At 48.1% G+C, this 19,628-nt stretch carries 14 protein-coding genes; 6 read left to right on the top strand and 8 right to left on the bottom strand.

Annotated elements, in window-relative coordinates; translation table 11 throughout:
- Positions 1-567 precede the first annotated feature (567 nt).
- A complete protein-coding gene (locus KGF65_RS10855; protein ID WP_003639876.1) occupies positions 568-735 on the bottom strand; it encodes a hypothetical protein in 168 nt (55 codons plus the stop codon).
- Between the two features lie 166 nt (positions 736-901).
- On the opposite strand from KGF65_RS10855, the gene KGF65_RS10850 reads away from it, so the two are divergent.
- The 3 genes from KGF65_RS10850 (at position 902) to KGF65_RS10840 (ending at position 4,223) form a co-directional block, all read left to right on the top strand.
- Complete coding sequence (locus tag KGF65_RS10850; protein WP_101874119.1) at positions 902-1,600, top strand: zinc metallopeptidase; 699 nt, start codon at positions 902-904, stop codon at positions 1,598-1,600.
- 905 nt (positions 1,601-2,505) lie between these two features.
- Positions 2,506-2,832, top strand: a complete 327-nt coding sequence (locus KGF65_RS10845) for a TM2 domain-containing protein (protein ID WP_216748465.1) — start codon at positions 2,506-2,508, stop codon at positions 2,830-2,832.
- 449 nt (positions 2,833-3,281) lie between these two features.
- Positions 3,282-4,223 carry an alpha/beta hydrolase gene (locus KGF65_RS10840; RefSeq protein WP_101874121.1) on the top strand — a complete coding sequence of 314 codons (942 nt, stop codon included), beginning with the start codon at positions 3,282-3,284 and terminating at the stop codon, positions 4,221-4,223.
- Positions 4,224-4,437: 214 nt separating this feature from the next.
- Here the strand turns inward: KGF65_RS10840 and KGF65_RS10835 are convergent, their stop codons facing one another.
- On the bottom strand, positions 4,438-5,556 hold the full coding sequence (locus KGF65_RS10835; protein WP_101874122.1) for a glycerate kinase: 1,119 nt from the start codon (positions 5,554-5,556) through the stop codon (positions 4,438-4,440).
- A gap of 136 nt (positions 5,557-5,692) precedes the next feature.
- Between KGF65_RS10835 and KGF65_RS10830 the strand changes: the two genes are divergently transcribed.
- Positions 5,693-7,027, top strand: coding sequence for an NAD(P)/FAD-dependent oxidoreductase (locus KGF65_RS10830; RefSeq protein WP_101874123.1), 1,335 nt, complete (start codon positions 5,693-5,695; stop codon positions 7,025-7,027).
- Between the two features lie 1,097 nt (positions 7,028-8,124).
- Here KGF65_RS10830 and purB read toward each other — a convergent pair.
- The gene (purB, locus tag KGF65_RS10825; protein WP_050339902.1) at positions 8,125-9,423 is read right to left on the bottom strand and encodes an adenylosuccinate lyase; all 1,299 of its coding nucleotides are present in this window, start codon (positions 9,421-9,423) and stop codon (positions 8,125-8,127) included.
- Positions 9,424-9,739: 316 nt separating this feature from the next.
- Between purB and KGF65_RS10820 the strand changes: the two genes are divergently transcribed.
- Both KGF65_RS10820 and KGF65_RS10815 read left to right on the top strand, forming a co-directional pair.
- Positions 9,740-11,029 (top strand): adenylosuccinate synthase, encoded by a 1,290-nt coding sequence (locus tag KGF65_RS10820; RefSeq protein ID WP_003639882.1) that lies wholly within the window; start codon positions 9,740-9,742, stop codon positions 11,027-11,029.
- 49 nt (positions 11,030-11,078) lie between these two features.
- Positions 11,079-12,050 (top strand): GMP reductase, encoded by a 972-nt coding sequence (locus KGF65_RS10815; protein WP_216788200.1) that lies wholly within the window; start codon positions 11,079-11,081, stop codon positions 12,048-12,050.
- Between the two features lie 217 nt (positions 12,051-12,267).
- On the opposite strand, the gene KGF65_RS10810 is transcribed toward KGF65_RS10815, so the two are convergent.
- From KGF65_RS10810 to KGF65_RS10790, 5 genes are all read right to left on the bottom strand, one after another.
- The gene (locus KGF65_RS10810) at positions 12,268-13,215 is read right to left on the bottom strand and encodes an ATP-binding cassette domain-containing protein (protein WP_216748464.1); all 948 of its coding nucleotides are present in this window, start codon (positions 13,213-13,215) and stop codon (positions 12,268-12,270) included.
- Positions 13,205-14,296 carry an ABC transporter ATP-binding protein gene (locus tag KGF65_RS10805; protein ID WP_101874124.1) on the bottom strand — a complete coding sequence of 364 codons (1,092 nt, stop codon included), beginning with the start codon at positions 14,294-14,296 and terminating at the stop codon, positions 13,205-13,207. Before KGF65_RS10805 ends, KGF65_RS10810 begins: the two co-directional genes overlap by 11 nt.
- 12 nt (positions 14,297-14,308) lie before the next feature.
- The gene (gene oppC / locus KGF65_RS10800; RefSeq protein WP_216748463.1) at positions 14,309-15,274 is read right to left on the bottom strand and encodes an oligopeptide ABC transporter permease OppC; all 966 of its coding nucleotides are present in this window, start codon (positions 15,272-15,274) and stop codon (positions 14,309-14,311) included.
- A 1-nt stretch (position 15,275) separates the two neighbouring features.
- Positions 15,276-16,766, bottom strand: coding sequence for an ABC transporter permease (locus KGF65_RS10795; RefSeq protein ID WP_101874125.1), 1,491 nt, complete (start codon positions 16,764-16,766; stop codon positions 15,276-15,278).
- Between the two features lie 102 nt (positions 16,767-16,868).
- On the bottom strand, positions 16,869-18,836 hold the full coding sequence (locus tag KGF65_RS10790; RefSeq protein WP_101874126.1) for a peptide ABC transporter substrate-binding protein: 1,968 nt from the start codon (positions 18,834-18,836) through the stop codon (positions 16,869-16,871).
- Positions 18,837-19,628: the final 792 nt, after the last annotated feature.

The raw sequence follows: 19,628 nt of genomic DNA, 5'->3' as shown, positions 1-19,628 counted from the left end.
ATCATCATATTTAGCATTCAACTGACCGCACTTTTTCGTCGGGAAATCACGTTTTTAAAAATTTCCCGTCACACTTTCTTCATGCATCGCCGCTATACTATGTTTATAGTCATTAAGGAAATCCCAATCCTTAACGACCCCCTAACTTTAATGATTACTTCCCCAAGTAATGATGTGTGTGTACTTAATTACATTTTTACCGATTTACTTCCCTTTTCCTCCGTATTTCCCCGATACGGAGGTTTTTATTTTGTTCTGATATGCATTGTGCTAGTTTTTTTTTAGCATTAAAGTGGATTAAATCATGCCATTTGTTTGGTTTACTATTCGTCAGCCGGTGCGCTTCCATACTCCAACTTACGGAGCCGTCTGACAATTGCCGATGCCTAACTCTCGGATTTTAAGTGGACACCTTGTTCGAACTTGTCGTTAAACTAACGCGCAAATCATTCGACGCATTAAAAACTTCTGAATAATTTAACCAATCGCCGCGTAAACTAAAATAGCGACGCCCAGTCACCGGCCAAAACCAGTCACTGAACGTCACTATCGCAACACTAATACGAACTATTTCATTTTCTCAAGGTCTTCCGGGGCGATAAAAAAGCTCACTTGCCCAGTTTCTAAGTCAACGTGGGCTTTGACTTCTACACCCTTAGGAAAAATCCAACCTTTTCCAGTATCCAACTTAAGCGGCATCTCTCCATACGTCTTGGTCCGATACGTCTTTTCCATAGAAAACTCCTTCTCACTTTGCCAATAGCGATTAACTGGGTTCATTATATAATCTGCCGACATTTTTGGATAGTAAAGACACTTTACAATGACTTTCTTCAGTAGGCATGTCGCCACAAATCTGATAAAATACGGATTAACATCAAACCAATAGGAGGATTGGACTTTGTTCTATTCATTTTTTGACCCAACTTATTTACTCGTGATCCTTGGGTTGGTCATCTCAATGGCTGCCTCGGGTTACGTCAACAGTACCTTCCGCCACTATGATGCCTACCGGAGCCAATCCGGAACGTCGGGGACCGATGCGGCCCGTTTCATCCTTAGTCAATCTGGGATTACCGATGTGGGCGTCCAAAAAATCAGCGGTGACCTGACTGACAACTATAATGGACAGACCAAAATCCTTAGCTTGTCAGAAGCAACCGCTGACTCCACTTCAGTCGCCGCAATCGGGGTTGCCGCTCACGAATGTGGACACGCCGTTCAAGATAACGTCGGCTACTGGCCAATGCGACTACGGACTGCTTTAGTTCCCGTCGCCAACATCGGGTCGTCACTATCATTACCGCTGATCATTATTGGCGTCTTGCTTAGTTACAACCAGTCCCTGATTCACTTGGGAATCGCGCTCTTCTCATTGGCGTTACTATTTCAATTAGTCACGCTACCCGTTGAATTTAATGCCTCACGTCGCGCCTTACAGATTTTATCAGATGGCCAAGTGCTAACCCGCGATGAAGTCCCAATGGTGCGTAAAGTGCTCGTTGCAGCTGCCTTGACCTACGTCGCAGCGGCACTGTCGACGTTCTTACAATTGCTGCGTCTGATCATCTTGTTCGGTGGCAATCGCGACGATAACTAACTTGCATCTGCTCGATCAGATCAATGATCTACTTTAAAAAGAACGCCCGATTAACAATCATTTTTGTCAAACTGATTGCTAATCGGGCGTTCTTTTAAGTTTCACTTGGGCTGCTCGGCCCTTGCGTCCTAACATTAGTCGGATTTGTGTTCATGAGTACGTCATTGGTTAGAGTTGTGTTCGTGAGCAGGTAAATCGCTTCCGTCTAGTTTTCAGGAGACTTGCAGAATAACCTACGCAATTGACTGTTGGATTTCTTACGACTGCCGCTTCATTTAGGCATTAACGCAGCATAGGTCCACTCGTTACAACCTACGCTACCTGATAATTCTTCAAATGCTTAACAAAGCCTTTCCCTTTTTTTCACGGGATTAGAGACATTCAGTCACAAATTCTTCACACAACCTCGGTATGATTACATCATAGCAATTGAGGTTAACTCAATCAGCTATAACACAACCTAAAATTTTTCATTTACTCCTCCAAAGTAATGAAATTCATAGTAACATGTGATTCCCCGTCACATGTTTACCCTACTCCTTTTTCCACCGTATTCCCCGATACGGTGGTTTTTGTTTTTTATGCATTTTTCAGTTTGAATCGTTGATATATAAGTGCTTGATAATTCCAGAATTCTGTATATATGCATATAATTTCCACGATTGGGGGGAACTTTTGGGGGAGATTTTCAATAAAAAAATAAATGACACGGCAATGTATTCACCCTAAAAGGACCACCGGCTAAGGCGATAATTTTCATTTTAGCTACCGCTCTAACAATTGATGTCATAAATGATTAATTTTAATTAAAATATTAGTTAATTAATTGACTGACTTGTTGTATGATAGAATTCTGTCAAAATATCGGTGCTTTTAGTACCACAACATAAGGGGAATTATACACAATGATCAATAACGCTAATTTACGGGGACAATTGACCAATGAAGAAGTACTTGTGCTTAACTCTGAAATCGAACTACGGAAGAAGTCAGCATTGATTACCTACCTACTCTGCCTATTCATCGGCACATTAGGCGCTCATCGTTACTACGTGGGCAAAACTGGTTCGGCAATCGCCATGACCTTGATTACGGTGCTGGCATTAGGCTTTGGCGCCATTGTGACGGGAATCTGGGCACTAGTTGACTTATTTCTGATCAACGGTTGGCTACAAGATGACCGCTCACAAATTGAAGCCAACACGATTCAAAACATCTTGAATAAGCGGTAAGGTCGTGTAAGTATGGCGTGCTAACTGCGTGGCTAATCGCTAGCAACCATCAAACGTTAAGACCAGGTTTAAATCAACAAAAATGCCACTAGCCAGCACCAATTACCGGCCAGGATTGCACTTATTAACCCAGCCACACCGCAATATTGACCACCCACAAGCAATTTTCTGATTTTTAGCCGCTCAAGTATGCAATTTAGTTACCTTTTAACGGTCAAACTACTATACTAAACATATAGTGACTGGACATCTCCTTCAGCCACTTGAACCTTTTTCATTTACTCCTCCAAAGTTAATGAAAAGCAAGTTCGCTGGGGATGCCACCTAGCGACCAGGTCAATTTCTAGGTCATCGCCCGCCGCGGTGGCCTTTTTGTTTGTCGTGATAAATATTTTCATATTTCTTCCAATCGGCGTATCATATTTATGAGAGATTAGGAGTGATAGCTTATGAAGAAAACACGCGTGTTGGCAGGAATCGGGGCCCCGGCAGCCATCTTTTCAACTGCCCTAATTGCGAGTGAAAAGCTCTATAATTTTGCTTTCAAACGCGTCGATTACGTGCCCGAAACATCCGCAGACAAACAAAAATACGCCGATGCATACTACGCTTACGTCGATTGGCTGCATCGTCAGCCAGTCAAACAGTGGCAACTCAACGTGCAAGACGAAGCGAACCACCTCGTTGCGCAGTACGTGCCCGCCAAAACGACCAGCAACCGTACCGTCATCATCTCCCACGGCTATAAGGGCGACGGCGAGACGATGGCCAACTACGCCTATATGTTTCACCAAATGGGCTACAACGTCTTATTGCCAGACGACCGCGGTCACGGCCAAAGTGCTGGTAAATATATCAGCTTTGGCTGGCAAGATCGCCGCGACTACCTCGGCTGGATCGATAAAGTCCTCCGCATCAACGGTCAGCACACCAAAATCATTTTATTTGGTGTCAGCATGGGTGGCGCGACCGTTGAAATGATGAGTGGTGAAGAGCTACCGCCACAGGTCAAGGCAATCATCGCCGATTGCGGTTACTCCAGTATCGAAGAAGAATTAGCGTACTTACTAAAACGCCAATTTCATTTACCAAAATACCCCTTTGTGCCGATCGTCAGCTTCATTAACCGCCACCGAATGGGCTACTACTTGAGTGATGTCAGTTCCGTTGAACAGCTAAAACGGAATCACCTCCCAATCTTCTTCATCCACGGCGAAAAAGACGTCTACGTGCCCAGCTGGATGCTCAAAGAAAATTATCAAGCCGCTAATGGTCCCAAGCAGATGTGGCAAGTCCCTAATGCCACGCACGCGGAAAGCTTCTGGATTGGCCCGGCCGAATATCAACGGCATATCGCCGCCTTTTTAGACCAATACGTGCCTGCAGACTAAGCGGCCGTCTGTCTCTGAAGCAACGCTGGTAGGCAACTGTAGCGATTGATCGTTGCGTTTAACGAGGCCTTTACAATAAAACGGACTAAATAACAAACTGAGTGCTACACCGTGTGAATCACGATGCAGCACTCAGTTTTTGTCTACCAGCGGGGGCACTTCCCCCCACCTCAGGTTGTTTTGTCTGCCAACAGGTTCACTTTTCTACAGTTTACTAGCGTGCAGTCCGACTGATAATTCGGGCTAACCGGTCAGCCATCCGTTCCAGATTGGCCGGTCCTTGTGCCATGGCTTGGTCTAAGGTCATGACTTGGTCAACGATGGGCAAGACGGCAGTGACGCCCTGTTCGGCAAACGTTGCGTTAGTCCCTTTTTGCCGGCCAACGAGGAGATAACACGGTTTGTCAGCTGCCTGTGCCATTTGACTCAACTGAATCGGGACTTTGCCCATAAAGCTCTGGTCGTCGACTTGGCCCTCGCCCGAAATGACCAAATCAGCTTGCGCGACCTTGGCCTTCAACTGGCTCACGTCGGCGAGTAGTTGAAAGCCAGATTGCACCTGAGCGTGTAAGAAATAGCGCAAAGCAAAGCCGATTCCACCCGCTGCACCATCGCCAGCACAGGCGCTTACCTGACCACTCGCAATCGTCATATAGTGCGCCAGGGCCGCATCGTGTGCGTCGATTTGGGCTACGGGCAACCCTTTTTGTGGGCCAAAGATTCTCGCCGCGCCATTGGTCCCAGTCAACGGATTCGTCACATCCGCCGCGCTGATAAACGTCACGTCGGCGAGTTGTGGTAAGACTTGCTGCATATCAATTGTAGCCACTTTGCCTAAATCAGCACCAATCATCGCGAGTTCGTTCCCATCGGCATCTAGGAACCGATAGCCGAGCGCTCGCAAAATGCCGGCACCCCCATCGACTGTCCCGCTACCACCGAGGCCCAGAATAATTTTACGTGCCCCGTGCTTGATTGCGTCCTTGATCAACAGGCCCGTCCCGTAAGTATTCGTGGCTAACGGGGTCAACTCCTCCGTGACAAACTGAATGCCGGATGCAGCGGCGACCTCAATCACAGCTAGTTTTTCAGCCGCAAAATAGCCATACGTGGCTTCCAGCGGCTGTTGGGCTAGGTCGACGGTCTGCGCCGTAATCGACTGACCACCCGCATGATTCGCTAACCAGGCCGCAACCGTTCCTTCACCACCATCCGCGATCGCCACCTGAGTCGTTGCTAATCCGTGTGCTTCAAAACGCCGGGCCACCAGCTGATTGGCCTGAATACTCGTGATGGAATTTTTGAAAGAATCAATGGCAATTAATGCGTGCATTTTATCGTCCCCTATTCAATAACTACTTTCCAGTATAGAGAACCAACGTCTAATCGGCAATTCATATCAGTTGTCAACATTTATGAAAATCGTTAAGCTTAAAGTATCAAATAATTCATATGGAGGACGATAAGTTATGGCAACTCAGTACGATTACGACGTATTATACATTGGTGCGGGCCACGCGACCTTTGATGGCGCGGCCCCACTCGCTAAGACCGGGGTCCGAGTCGGTGTGATTGAAAGTGGTTTAATTGGTGGGACCTGCCCTAATCGCGGGTGTAATGCCAAAATCACGCTCGATGAACCAGTCAAACTCACCCGTGAAGCTGCTCGCTTGAACGACCTGTTAAGTAGTGCGCCGACCATCAACTGGACGGCCAACGTGGCGCATAAACAAGAAATCATCGACCCCTTACCAGCTGGTCTAACCGCTCGCTTGGAAGATGGTGGCGCCAAGATTATTCATGGCCACGCGACGTTCAAAGATAACCACACCGTAATCGTGGATGACGACCAAACGATCACCGCTGAAAAGATCGTGATTGCGACCGGCTTGAAGCCCCACCGTTTGGACATTCCGGGTACTGAATTAGCCCATGACAGCAGCGACTTCATGAACCTCAAGCAGTTGCCGCAAAACCTCGTCATCATTGGGGCCGGCTATATCGGCATGGAATTCGCGACGATTGCCAATGCCGCTGGCGCTAACGTGACAGTGATGCTTCACGGTGACCAAGCGCTCCGCAACTTCTATCAACCTTACGTTGAACAAGTCGTTGCTGACTTAACCGAACGAGGCGTCAAATTCATCAAAAATGCGAACGTTCAAGCGTTCGAACAACAAACCGACCAACTCCAGGTGAGTTATGGTGACCATCAGCAATTAACGGCTGACTGGATTTTAGATGCCACCGGCCGGATTCCGAACTTAGACGGCTTAGGTTTGGACCAAGTCGGCGTCAAATACGACCGCCACGGGGTCTACGTTAACGATTATCTCCAAACCAACATCGATAACATTTACGCGGCCGGTGATGTGCTCGCCAACGACTTGCCAAAGGTCACCCCTGCCGCTTACTTCGAGTCCAAATACTTGATGCGCCTATTCTCTGGTCAGACCACTGACCCCATCGACTATCCGGTCATTCCATCCGTGGTCTTCACCTCACCACGAATCGCTCAAGCCGGGATGAAGATTCCAGACGCGGAAAAAGCTGGTTTGGACGTGGCCGAAAATGATTTAGCCAACTACTGGTATTACCAAGTCTCCCGTGAACCGATCGCCGCTAGCAAACAAGTTCATGACAAGGACGGCCATCTCGTCGGCGTCACTGAAATCAGCGACCAGGCCGAAAACGCAGTCAACGCGCTATTACCAGCCATTGAATATCAATTGGACCGGGACCAAGTCGACCGCTTGATCGGCATCTTTCCAACCATCGGCTATGCCGCATGGCACCGGGCTTAAGATGTTAAAGATTGATTTCACACGATGATTTGAATTGTCTCGTTATCACAGTCTAGGCATAAAATACAGCGATTCAAGGCCAACTGCTTTGAATCGCTTTTTGTTACGTTACACTTACGCATTGTGCTAGTGATTGGTCATGAATCATGATTAAAGCTTGCCAGTTAATTCGGATTACTGTCCGTCAGCATTGTTCGTCCTAGTCCGACTTCCGGGGCCGGCTGACAACGCTGGAACAGGGCGGACATCGATTTGAACTCACGCAGAAACCCACTGCGCAATTTCAAATACGAGTCTTCTTCTAGCCCGGGAACCCCACCCGGACAAGAAGAATTTCGCCCTTGAGCATTGTCAGCCAGCCCCTACAGTCGGGAACCCGCTCGAATGGCGGATGAACGGCCACCTAACTTGGTGCAATTGACCACTGGATATAGGTGACTGGACTTTCAGTAAAACTTCAAATTGGTATCATTAATTCTTTAAGGCAGTTGAACGCTGAGAAGATTACCTGAATATTATTCACTACTTCCAATTACAACTAGCTTGAAATTGTTCAATAAAATTGCCTTCGTTTATAATTCAAGACTTTGTTATCTCAGACGACTAGCGAAAATTCTGACAGGTAATTTCAGTGAAGTTGCTTGTCAAAAACCTTAAACCATGGGTAAGGACATTTAACTATTGTTAGAACCCAGTCTGACAGTTGAATATCAAGATAACCATGTACTAAGGAACCAACGACTAATCCAACCAAAAGTTGAGTCCGCACATGTCTGCCTTTCGAATACCATCCCGGCTGGAAGGCATTCTGTGCAAGGCTCAGTGGTGAAATTTCACTTAGCAAGCGTTCTTTGCTTGGTTAGTGAAAGACCAGTATTTAAGACGCGGACTTCGGCTTAAATCTGTGTCCACCACGTTCCAGCCATTGCACAGAATGCCTGGAAGCCGGTGTAGGACGACGCCACGACTGCAAGTTTACGCTAACTCGCACTGTTTCCAGCGGTTCCAAGCTGGCTGGTTTTGAACTTAAAAACACAGTAACAAAATGCCCCAAAAAGCCCCAGCGAATCATTCGCTGGGGCTTCATTAGTTTTAAATTAATCGTCTAATCCTAATCGTTCGAAAATCTCGTCAACGTGACGTAAGTGATAATGGTAGTCAAAGGCGTCATCGATAGCGGCTTGGTCCAAGTGTTCGCGAATTTCGGCGTTGCCTTCGACGAGTGGCTTGAATTGGAGCTGCTCATCCCAGGACTTAGCCGTTAACGGTTGAACCAGGTCATAGGCACTTTCACGTGACATGCCGGTATCAATCAATTTTAACAAGACGCGTTGACTATAGATCAACCCGTAAGTCGCATCCATATTCTGTTTCATCCGTTCTGGGAAGACCGTCAACGTCTTAATGATCTTGTTGATTCGCGTCAAGATGTAGTCCACCAAGATCGTCGTATCTGGTAAAATGATCCGTTCTGCAGATGAGTGCGAAATGTCGCGTTCATGCCACAGTGGTACGTCTTCGTAAGCCGTCATCATGTGACCACGGATAACGCGTGCCAACCCAGTCACGTTTTCAGAACCGATTGGATTACGCTTATGCGGCATCGCTGAAGACCCCTTTTGTCCTTTATTGAAGAATTCTTCAACTTCATGGGTCTCAGATTTTTGTAAGCCCCGAATCTCGGTCGCGAACACTTCAACGCTGGTTGCAATCAAGGCTAAGCTCGCAATGTATTCCGCGTGTAAGTCACGTGGTAAGACTTGTGTTGAGATTTCTTGTGCGCGCAAGCCGAGTCGTTTGCAGACAAATTCTTCGACAAACGGTGGGATGTTGGCAAACGTCCCCACGGCGCCACTGATTTTACCCGCTTCAACGCCCGCGGCTGCGTGTTCGAAGCGTTCGATATCCCGGTTGATTTCTGAATACCAGCGGGCAATCTTCAAGCCAAAGGTAGTTGGTTCAGCGTGAACACCGTGCGTCCGGCCCATTTCAACCGTATATTTATATTTTTTCGCCTGTTGTGCTAGTGTCGCCCGTAAGTCCTGTAAGTCTTGGCGAATAATCGCATTGGCCTGCTTCAAACGGTACCCCTGAGCAGTGTCGACCACGTCAGTACTTGTCAGGCCATAATGAACCCACTTACGTTCGGCGCCTAATGATTCGGAAACATCACGCGTAAAAGCAACCACATCATGATGCGTTACGGCTTCGATTTCCGCGATCCGATCAACATCAAACTTGGCATTTTCTCGAATTTTAGCAACATCACTTGCCGGAATCTTCCCCAATTCAGCCCAGGCCTCGTCTGCAGCAATCTCTACTTCCAACCACGCTTGATACTGATTTTCTAACGACCATACTTTGCCCATCTCGGGACGCGTATAACGATCAATCATTGCTAATCCTCATTTCTATTTAGGTAATCACTAACAAAACACGAACATTATTATATCACATCAGCCAGTTTAATCATAGGGACGAACAATGAAAATATCCCGTCTTTTTTCATTTCATTATCATGTTTTTCCGGTTAATCGACAACAATTGTGTCTAACTATGAACAATTAATTAACATTAAAACAAGAACATTCGGATTTCAGGTTGCGTTTTGGGGCTAAAGTTGCTATACTCATTTCTGTTGGAGTAGTGAACGTTTGACTACTCTCTAGGATTAATTATTCATAATTAAACTATTTAATGAGGTGGAAGAATATGGCATCAGTCGTAGTAGTAGGTAGCCAGTGGGGCGATGAAGGTAAAGGAAAGATCACGGACTTTTTGAGTCAGGAAGCAGATGTGGTATCACGTTACCAAGGCGGCGACAACGCCGGCCACACCATCGTATTTAATGGACAAACTTTCAAATTACGGCTGATTCCATCTGGGATTTTCTTCCACGACAAACTCGCCGTAATTGGGAATGGCGTCGTGCTAAATCCCAAGTCATTAGTTGAAGAATTACAATATTTGCGCGATAACGGCGTTAACCCTGATAACCTGAGAATTTCAAATCGGGCCCACGTCATCTTGCCTTATCACATCACCTTAGATGGTGCTCAAGAAAAGGCTAAGGCTGGCGGCAAGATTGGGACGACCAACAAAGGGATCGGCCCAGCTTACATGGACAAAGCCGAACGAATCGGGATTCGGGTAGCCGACTTACTCGACAAGGACACGTTTGCCGCTTTACTCAAACGTAACTTAGCCGAAAAGAACCAAATCATTACCAAGCTCTATGATCTGGAACCACTTAAATTTGAAGATATTTTTGATGACTATTACGCTTATGGACAAACTTTGAAACCATTCGTGACGGATACTTCCGTGGTGATCAACGACGCCCTCGATAACGGCCAACGGGTACTCTTTGAAGGCGCTCAAGGCGTGATGTTGGATATCGACCAAGGGACTTATCCTTACGTCACTTCCTCAAACCCAGTCGCCGGTGGGGTCACCATTGGTAGTGGCGTCGGCCCTTCTAAGATCGACAACTGTGTCGGTGTTTTAAAGGCTTACACCTCTCGCGTTGGTGACGGACCTTTCCCAACTGAACTCTTCGATGAAGTGGGTGATTTCATCCGTGAAACGGCCCACGAATACGGTACCGTTACGAAGCGGCCACGGCGAATCGGCTGGTTTGATAGCGTCGTGTTACGGCATGCCAAACGAGTCTCTGGGTTTACCCACCTCAGCTTGAACTGCTTGGACGTCTTGACTGGCTTGAAGACCATCAAGGTATGTACCGCTTATGACCTGAACGGCGAAACCATCTATCACTACCCAGCCAGTCTGAAGGAATTGGAAGCTTGCAAGCCGATTTACGAAGAACTACCTGGCTGGGACGAAGATATTACGGGCGTCAAGACCTTTGAAGAACTCCCAACGAATGCCCAAAATTATTTACGTAAATTAGAAGAACTCGTTGGCGTTAAGATTGCGACCTTCTCTGTCGGTCCCGACCGTGAACAAACCAACGTGATCGACCACGACATTTGGGGATAAGGACGACCACCTTCCCAACGAACTTTAAAGGAGCTGTAACAGAATGGGTATGGAAATTTTTGATTACGAAGACATTCAATTAATTCCAAACAAGTGTGTGATTAACAGTCGTTCCGAAGCTGACACCACCGTGGAACTCGGCGGCCGGCGTTTCAAGATTCCAGTGGTACCTGCCAACATGGCGACCGTCATTAATGACGACATCGCTAAGTGGCTTGCGACCAACGACTACTTCTACATCATGCATCGTTTTGCGCCAGAAACACGGCGGGCCTTTATCGAAACGATGCACGCTGACAAACTGTATGCATCGATCTCAGTCGGTGTCAAAGCGAGCGAATACGACTTTATCGACGACCTCGCTGCTAATCAAATCGTCCCTGAATACATTACGATCGACATTGCGCACGGTCATGCTGACAGCGTCATTGCCATGATCAAACACATCAAGGACGTCCTGCCAGCCAGCTTCGTGATTGCCGGTAACGTTGCCACCCCGGCCGCCGTGCGTGACCTAGAAAACGCCGGTGCGGATGCCACCAAAGTTGGCGTGGGCCCTGGTAAAGCCTGCATCACGAAGGTCAAGACGGGCTTCGGAACGGGTGGCTGGCAATTAGCGGCTGTCCGCTGGTGCGCCAAGGCCGCTCGTAAGCCAATCATCGCGGACGGCGGTGTTCGGACCAATGGCGATATTGCCAAGTCCATCCGCTTCGGTGCGACGATGGTCATGATTGGTTCGATGTTAGCTGGGCACCAAGAATCACCCGGCAACATTTTAAAAATCGATGGCAAGACTTATAAACAATATTATGGTTCAGCCAGTGAAACGCAAAAAGGCGAACGTAAAAACGTTGAAGGCAAGCAGATGTTGGTCCCTTACCGTGGCCACTTAGCCGACACCCTCAACGAAATGCAAGAAGACTTACAATCATCGATCTCCTACGCGGGTGGCCGCGACTTAAAGGCCATTACCAAGTGCGATTACGTGGTCGTTAAGAATTCCATCTATAACGGTGATTAAGCAAAAATGCCGCAAGCCAAATTGGTTTGCGGCATTTTTTTGCGGTATGAACCTCGTGCCAGCGATGACTTAGCGTTGCCCCCTAGTCCCGCGGTTCCATCGCCATATTCGCCGTTTCCGGCCATTTTTCCAGCTTTCAAACAAGTAGTACGGCAGTTCCACTAGACTCTACCCGACTTACCGCCAAGCCTGCAGCCGGCCAGCTAACCACCCTAGTTCACGACCGCATGACCGCTAGCTGGGTCCGGTAAGCCGCCAACTCCGTCTGAGTGGCATAAATGAAATGTCCCGGCACGACTTCGCTGAATTGGGGCACATCAGCCGGGTCTTCATGGACCACTTCATGATAGGCGACCAGTTGTTTCTGGCGCGCCAGCTGCGGGTCCGGAATCGGAATGGCCGCCAACAGCGATTGGGTGTACGGGTGTAGCGGATGTGCAAAGAGCTCTGCGGTCGGTGCAAGCTCTAGGATACGGCCGTTGTGAATCACCGCGACTCGGTCTGAAATGAAGCGGACCACTGAGAGATCATGTGCAATGAACAGGTATGATAGTTGACTTTCCTGCTGAAATTGCTTGAGCAAGTTTAGAATCTGCGCCCGAATCGAAACGTCCAGTGCCGAAATCGGTTCATCCGCCACAACCAACTCCGGCCGCATAATCAGGGCACGGGCGATGCCGATTCGTTGCCGCTGCCCACCTGAGAATTCATGCGGATATCGAGATAAATGCTCGGGCAACAGGCCGACCGCTTTGATCATCCGTGCGACTTGCTCACGTCGGTCCTGTTCAGAGTGATACAGGTGAAAATTCAATAGTCCCTCTGAGATAATATAATCGATCGTAGCCCGCTCATTCAGCGAGGCCGCGGGATCTTGAAAGATCATCTGAATCTTGCGCATTACATCACGGTGGGCTTTGGCTGCCAAGCCCTGATTGATGGGTTGACCATGAAACGTGATCGTGCCGGCTGCAGTCGGAATAATGCCTAAAATCGCACGCCCAATCGTTGTCTTGCCCGAACCAGATTCACCCACCAAGGCCAGCGTCTCACCTGGATACAGGTCAAAATTATCATCCTTGACCGCCACAAATCGCCGTTTACCGGCGCCAAAGGCAATTTCTAAGTTTTTAACCGTCAACAGTGCCTGCTTTTCATTCGTCACTAGTGGGTCCTCCTGTCTTTTGGCTGATCTGCATTTCCGACTTTGTCAACGCCACGAGCCGCGCGTGGAGGTTGCGAATTAGTGCTGGTTTTTCGACTTTCGGGGCCCGCGGATCAAGTAGCCACGTCTTCGCCCAATGCGTCGGACTAACGTCAAATTGCGGCGGTTCCTGCTTGAAGTCAGCCGCTAACGCATAGCGATTACGGGGCGCAAAGGCATCTCCTTCAATATCGTGGAATAGCGATGGTGGCGTACCGGGAATCGAATAGAGTCCGGAGTCTGCGGTCGCCAGTTGGGGCAACGCCGATAACAGGCTCCAAGTGTACGGATGCCGTGGGTCATAAAAAATTTCGTCGCAGGTCCCTAACTCCACGATTTGTCCGGCATACATCACCGCGATTCGGTCTGCGATGGCGGCCACGACGCCTAAGTCATGGGTAATAAAAATAATTGAAAAATGGTACTCACGTTGCAGTTGTTTGATCAGGTCCAGGATTTGCGCCTGAATCGTGACATCCAGTGCGGTGGTCGGCTCATCACAAATCAGGATCCGTGGATGACAAGCGAGTGCGACGGCAATCACGATTCGCTGGCGCATGCCACCTGAGTACTCGAATGGATAGGCGTTGTAGCGTTCAGCCGCATCCGGAATCCCCGTCCGTGTCATCAGTTCGATTGCCTGGGCCTTTGCTTCTGCCGGCGATTTCTGCTGGTGCTTGATGATGACCTCTGCGATTTGCGACCCAATCGTTTTGATAGGATCAAGCGACGTCATCGGGTCTTGAAAAATGGTCGTGATCCCCTTGCCCCGAATCTGATCCCACTCCCGGTCCCGTTTTAAATCGCTCAAACAGGTGTCGCCATACATGATGCGGCCACTGGTGATGCGCCCGTTATCCTCTAGCATGCCAGTAAACGTTTTGGTCAGCACCGACTTGCCAGAACCAGATTCGCCGACTAATGCCAAGATTTCCTGATCATATAAGGCTAAGGAAACGTGCCGAATCGCCTGTAAATCCTGGCCGCGCACACGAAAACTAACTGACAGATCATCAACCGCTAACACAACTTGCTGTTTCATCACACCATCCCCCTAACGATGAGTCCGTGGATCCGACGCATCCGCCAGATTTTGCCCAACAATATACAGCGACACCGTGATCAAGGCGAGCACGAGTACGGGTAACCAGAACAGATATGGATAGCTCGTGATATCTGGCGAATATTGTGAAATCAACCGTCCCAGTGACGGCACGTTGGCACTCAACCCAACGCCCAAAAACGAGAGGAAAACTTCAAACGAAATGAAGGCCGGTAATAACTGGGACAATTGGGTCACGATCACCGATGTCAGGTACGGTAGAATATTGCGGCCAATCAACCGTATCGTTGGGGTCCCGAGTGTCTTGGAAGTGATGTTATATTCACGATCACGGCGTAAAATGACTTGCACGCGAATAAAATACGCCGTATCCAACCAAGTCGTGACCGTCATCGCAAAAATCAGATTCCAAAAGCCATTGCCAAAGGTATACGATAAAACGATGATAATCAGCAGATTGGGCACGTTGGACAAGACGTTATAAATCTCCAACATAAGTCGATCGATTTTTTTAGAATTCCCCCAATAGGCGCCGACCGCCACGCCAATCACCGTTGTAATGAGTGAGGCGATCACCCCAATCGAAATCGAGGTCCGGGCCCCTGCCCAGATAGCGTCAAAGAGGGACTTACCATCAGCATCCGTGCCAAACCAATAGTGCCAGCTAGGCCAATTATACCGAGCGCTAAAATCATTGATATTGCTGACATTCATCAGGCTATAGCCACTGAACAGCGGCTGAATGAACGCTAGCAACAAGATGACGAGCATCAGAATAAACATCGCAATCGTCAGTTTATTCGCGAAAAACACCCGCGCCACGGACCGCCAGTAGGAATACGTCGGCGTATCGATTTTCTCCGTCGCCTGATCATCCAACGCAACGAACTTAAAATCCGCCGCCGTGAGTTGCTCCTGACGAGCTGGTGCGTGCTGCTTATCTGGACTAGTTACCATTTCAATCATCCCCCGTCGCTGTTAATTTGATTCGTGGATCCACAATCGTCATCAAAATATCCCCTAACAGAATTGAAAAGACCGCAATCGTCGTAAAAATAAAGACTAAACCAATCACGATCGGATTATTGTGCGCTAAAATCGCATCCGGTAGCATCTTCCCCATCCCGGGCATCGCGAAAATCGTTTCAGTCATCGTTGCGCCACCAATCAGCCCAATAATCGAACCGGGCAACCCTTGTACGATTGGCAACGAGGCGTTCTTAAAAATATGCTTACGATAAATTTCGTTGTCCGTCAGCCCTTTGACCTTAGCGAACTTAACGTAATCTGCAGACTGTTGGTCAATCATGTAACGCCGAAACCAGATGACTAGGCCGGAAACCGATAGTAGGCCTAAAATCAAGGTTGGCGAGATCCAGGATACGAGGGCCCCCGCACCACTTGTGGGGAAGCTATCTGGCAAGTTGAAGACCGCACTGCCGAGGTAGCGGAAGGCGTAGATGAACGCCAGACTAGGTACTGCAATTAGGGCGGTCACGATACCCGTCCCCAGTTTGTCGAACCACTGACCTTTGTAGCGCGCCATCAAAATCGCCATGGGAATCGCAACCAAGTAAGCAATTAGTAATGCGCCCAACCCAGCTTTGAAAGAAGTCCCAATCATCGACGGGTCTTGGTGTTGTTGTGAGACGGCCGTATAATTGTCGCCATATTGCGCTTTGAGCGCCGGATCCTGGCGTTTGACTGGCTGATACTGACGCGTATAAACGTCATCCGTGCTGAATAACTTCTGCCCGTTCGCAAACTTATACTGATGGGTCACCGCTTCACCCTGATGACTGCCAATGACCTCTGTGACCCGCGTTCCCGCATAGGTCGGGTACGAAATTCCCAAATTCAGATGGATGAAGTTTTCATGCAAGAATGGAAACGTTGAATTGACATACAATTGATACTTATACCGCGTTCCAGACCCAATCAAGGCCCAGCCAACAATCGGATCATGACTGACTTTTAGATAACGGGGCAGCTTCGGATTAGCTGGATCATGCACCGCCCAGGGGGTATCGATCTGAATCAAGCCCGAATAGAACTTGGTCACCCGTTGCCACAGCGGTAACTCGCGGGTGGCATAATAGCTGCCACTCTGCGGATACCGATGGAGCGTATAGCGGTGCTGGCTGGCCCACTGACGCAGCCGCTCAGTATTGATGGCTGTATGGGCGGCGGTCACCGTTTGCCCCGGACGACTGGCTTGATTGAGCAGTGACTTAGTATCCAGATAATCGATATAATTCATCTTGTCGTAGGCCGTATTCTTGTAATCGACGAGCTGGTCAGGGCTAGTGCTCAGCTTGCTGATCATCGGGTCGGCTTTAAAAATATCACGGCGCGGGACGAGTGAATAAATCATGATATAGGTCAGCGTCGTCACCAAGAAGATACTCAGCAGCGACCGTAGCACGCGATAAAACAAGTATTTCTTCACTATTATCACTTCCTTGTGAATCGTCGAAACAGCTCGTAACTATTAGATACAGAAAAAAGGCTAGTCCATTGCTAGCCCTCTTCCCGCCGTGCAAGTGCCGACTTAATTCGTCGCGGCCTCCTGCGCAATTTGTTTACGCTTTGCAAGCCATTCAGCCTTCGCTTTTTTGGCTTCGGCTGTTGTGACTGGCTTCTTTTGAACCTTTAAGAACTTGTAACGACCATCACCAATTCCGGATGGTGCGTATGGTCCACTGAGCGGTGCAACGCGACTGACGATGGCACCGGCACCACCAGAATTGACTGGAATCGTGATCCCACTGTTCAGTAACCACGCTTCGGCATTTGCAAACGCCTTATAGCGCGCGGCCGGATCAGTATTAATGGCTTCAGCTTTGTCTAATAGCTTACCGTATTCGTCAAGCCCAACTGCCTTGATTGCGGCGGCATTGGAAGCTGAAGAATCTGCTTTCGCCGTTGGATCCAAGCCCAAGGTGAACAATTCTGCCCCGGAAGTTGGATTGTAGATTTCCAGATACGTTGATGGATCATCGTAATCTGGTGTCCAACCAGACGCATTGCTGAGGTCAAAGTCATCCGTCTTACCCGTTGTCGCGTTAAAGGTCGCAGCATTGAACTTATCGTCACTCAGGAGTTGTAGATCAATGACCACATTTTGTTTACCTAACGTGGTCTCGACGGACTTCTTGAACGATTTAGCTTGATTCAGATTCAAGGACGCCTTTTCGTCCACCGGTAAGTCGAGATGAATTGGGCCACTGACTCCTTGCGACTTCAATTCAGCCAGCGCCTTTGCCAGATACTTCTTCGCTTTAGCTGGTTGGTACGTGCCGTCCTGACCATCCGCCAACTTGATATCGCTAAAGTCCGTATTTGCCACGTCTGCTTGCAGCTGCGTGCCGTAGTCCTTGCCATTGATCGAAACAAAGGATGGTGGCGTGATTTCGTTACGCAACCCTTTATCCGCACCGACTTTCCCGTTAACTTGGGCGTTATAATCGGCTTTATTAAAGGCAAATTGAATGGCTAACCGGAAATTCTGATTCAAAATCGCCTTCCGGGTATCCAGCTTTTGCTGTTCCGTCTTCTTGGAAGTGTAGTTATAAGACTGCCGATTCAGGTTAAAGGTGAAATTAAAGATGCTTGAATCTTGACTCGTCCAAATAATATTATTCTTATTCTGCTTCAAGACCGTCTTGTAGCCGGCGGAACCTGGATAGACCCGTGCAAAGCTGTAATTGCCCTTTTCAAACGACTTATAGAGTCCATCTGGATTACTCCCATCGTCATAGGTCAGCGTGATGGTCTTCAAGTAGACATGTGATTTATCCCAGTAATTAGGATTGGCCTTGTACTTCAAGACTGATTTCGAAGTGAAGTTAGCCAAAACGTATGGCCCGTTATACAAAATGCTGTCCGCAGACACTTTGCCAAAATCGGATCCCTTTTGCTTCAAGAATTGTGCGTTGACTGGGTACATCACGCCGTACGTCAACTTGGAATTCCAGTACGTTTCAGGCTTGTTCAGCTTGTATTGCACCGTATCATCGTTCAACGCCTTGACACCGACCGTCGAAAAGTCCTTACTCTTACCCGTCACATACGCGTTCAACCCCTTGATACTATTCTGAACCACGTATAACTGTTCGGATTTAGCCGCGACCGCGTGTTTAAGTCCCGTCACAAAATCCTGTGCTTTGACGGTCCCGTGTTGATTGCCTTCACTGTCGACCCATTTGACGCCCTTACGTAAGTGATACGTGTAGGTCTTACCGTCTTTGCTGACCGACCACGACTTCGCTAAGTCCCCCGTTAACTTCCCGTATGGATTTCGTTCTAGCAGCCCATCCTCGAAGTTCGAGACCACATCCGAGTTGTTCTGCTTAGATGAAGCGGTATAATCAAAATTATCCGGGTCTAACACATACACATAATTATAATGGTTAGTTGCATCCTGCTTCTGGTCACTCGCCTTAGAGCTACCACACCCTGCTAGCAATAGCGTCCCAGCAAAGAAGGTCGCTGCTAACCAACCCTTTTTTGCTTTCATAAAAGTCCCCATCCCTTTTGTCCGATAATCCTTCGTTAGTGCAAAACCAGTTGGTGCTAAATAAAATACGTGTCGCAATCATAGGCGGTCAAGCAAGTGATTTCAAGCTATTTTCTCATTATTTTCATAGTGTCTTTTCATTAACAAACTGGAATAATCCCGCTAAATCAGGATTTAAGTACAAAAATAATTTATTCTGGTCATCATTTAGTTGTGAATTTTCCAAACTAACCCTGGTCTTTTCATTGCGGCACGCACGCTTGCCCCACCACCTGATCAGTTGCTAACTGACACCGCGGATGAAAGCGGTTATAATAAAGCTAAATCATGTGTATTGCGCTCGTCATTTTGACAGTCAACTGTTTGGCCAATAGCCGGTAATATTTAGCTGCTTTTCTCGTGGTTTTAGACGATGAACTATAAGCATCACTGAACCTGTCAGGAATTGTCCAACTTGTCTGAAATAGTAACGTCTTAAATTTTAAACGAATAGCAATTTTGTCAACTCATCTTTTTAATCTCAAGACTAGTGAACAACCTTCAGACCATCTCATCGGCATTAAAAGCCGCAAGTGATCATTGATGTTGGATCAAAGTTTGTACAAAGATCCAGTTTCTAATATTCAATGGTCAATTGTACCTGGATAGGTGGTCGTTCATCCGCCATTCGAGCGGGTTCCCGACTGGAGGGGGTGGCAGACAATGCTCAAGGGCGAAGTTCTTCTTGTCCGGGCGGGTTTCCCGGGCTAGAAGAAGACTCGTATTTGAAATTGCGCAGTGGGTTTCTGCGTG

The organism is Lactiplantibacillus sp. 30.2.29 (genome assembly GCF_018991255.1).
In the GTDB taxonomy this organism is placed as follows: Bacteria; Bacillota; Bacilli; order Lactobacillales; family Lactobacillaceae; genus Lactiplantibacillus; species Lactiplantibacillus pentosus.
This window is presented reverse-complemented; position numbering and strand designations above follow the sequence as displayed.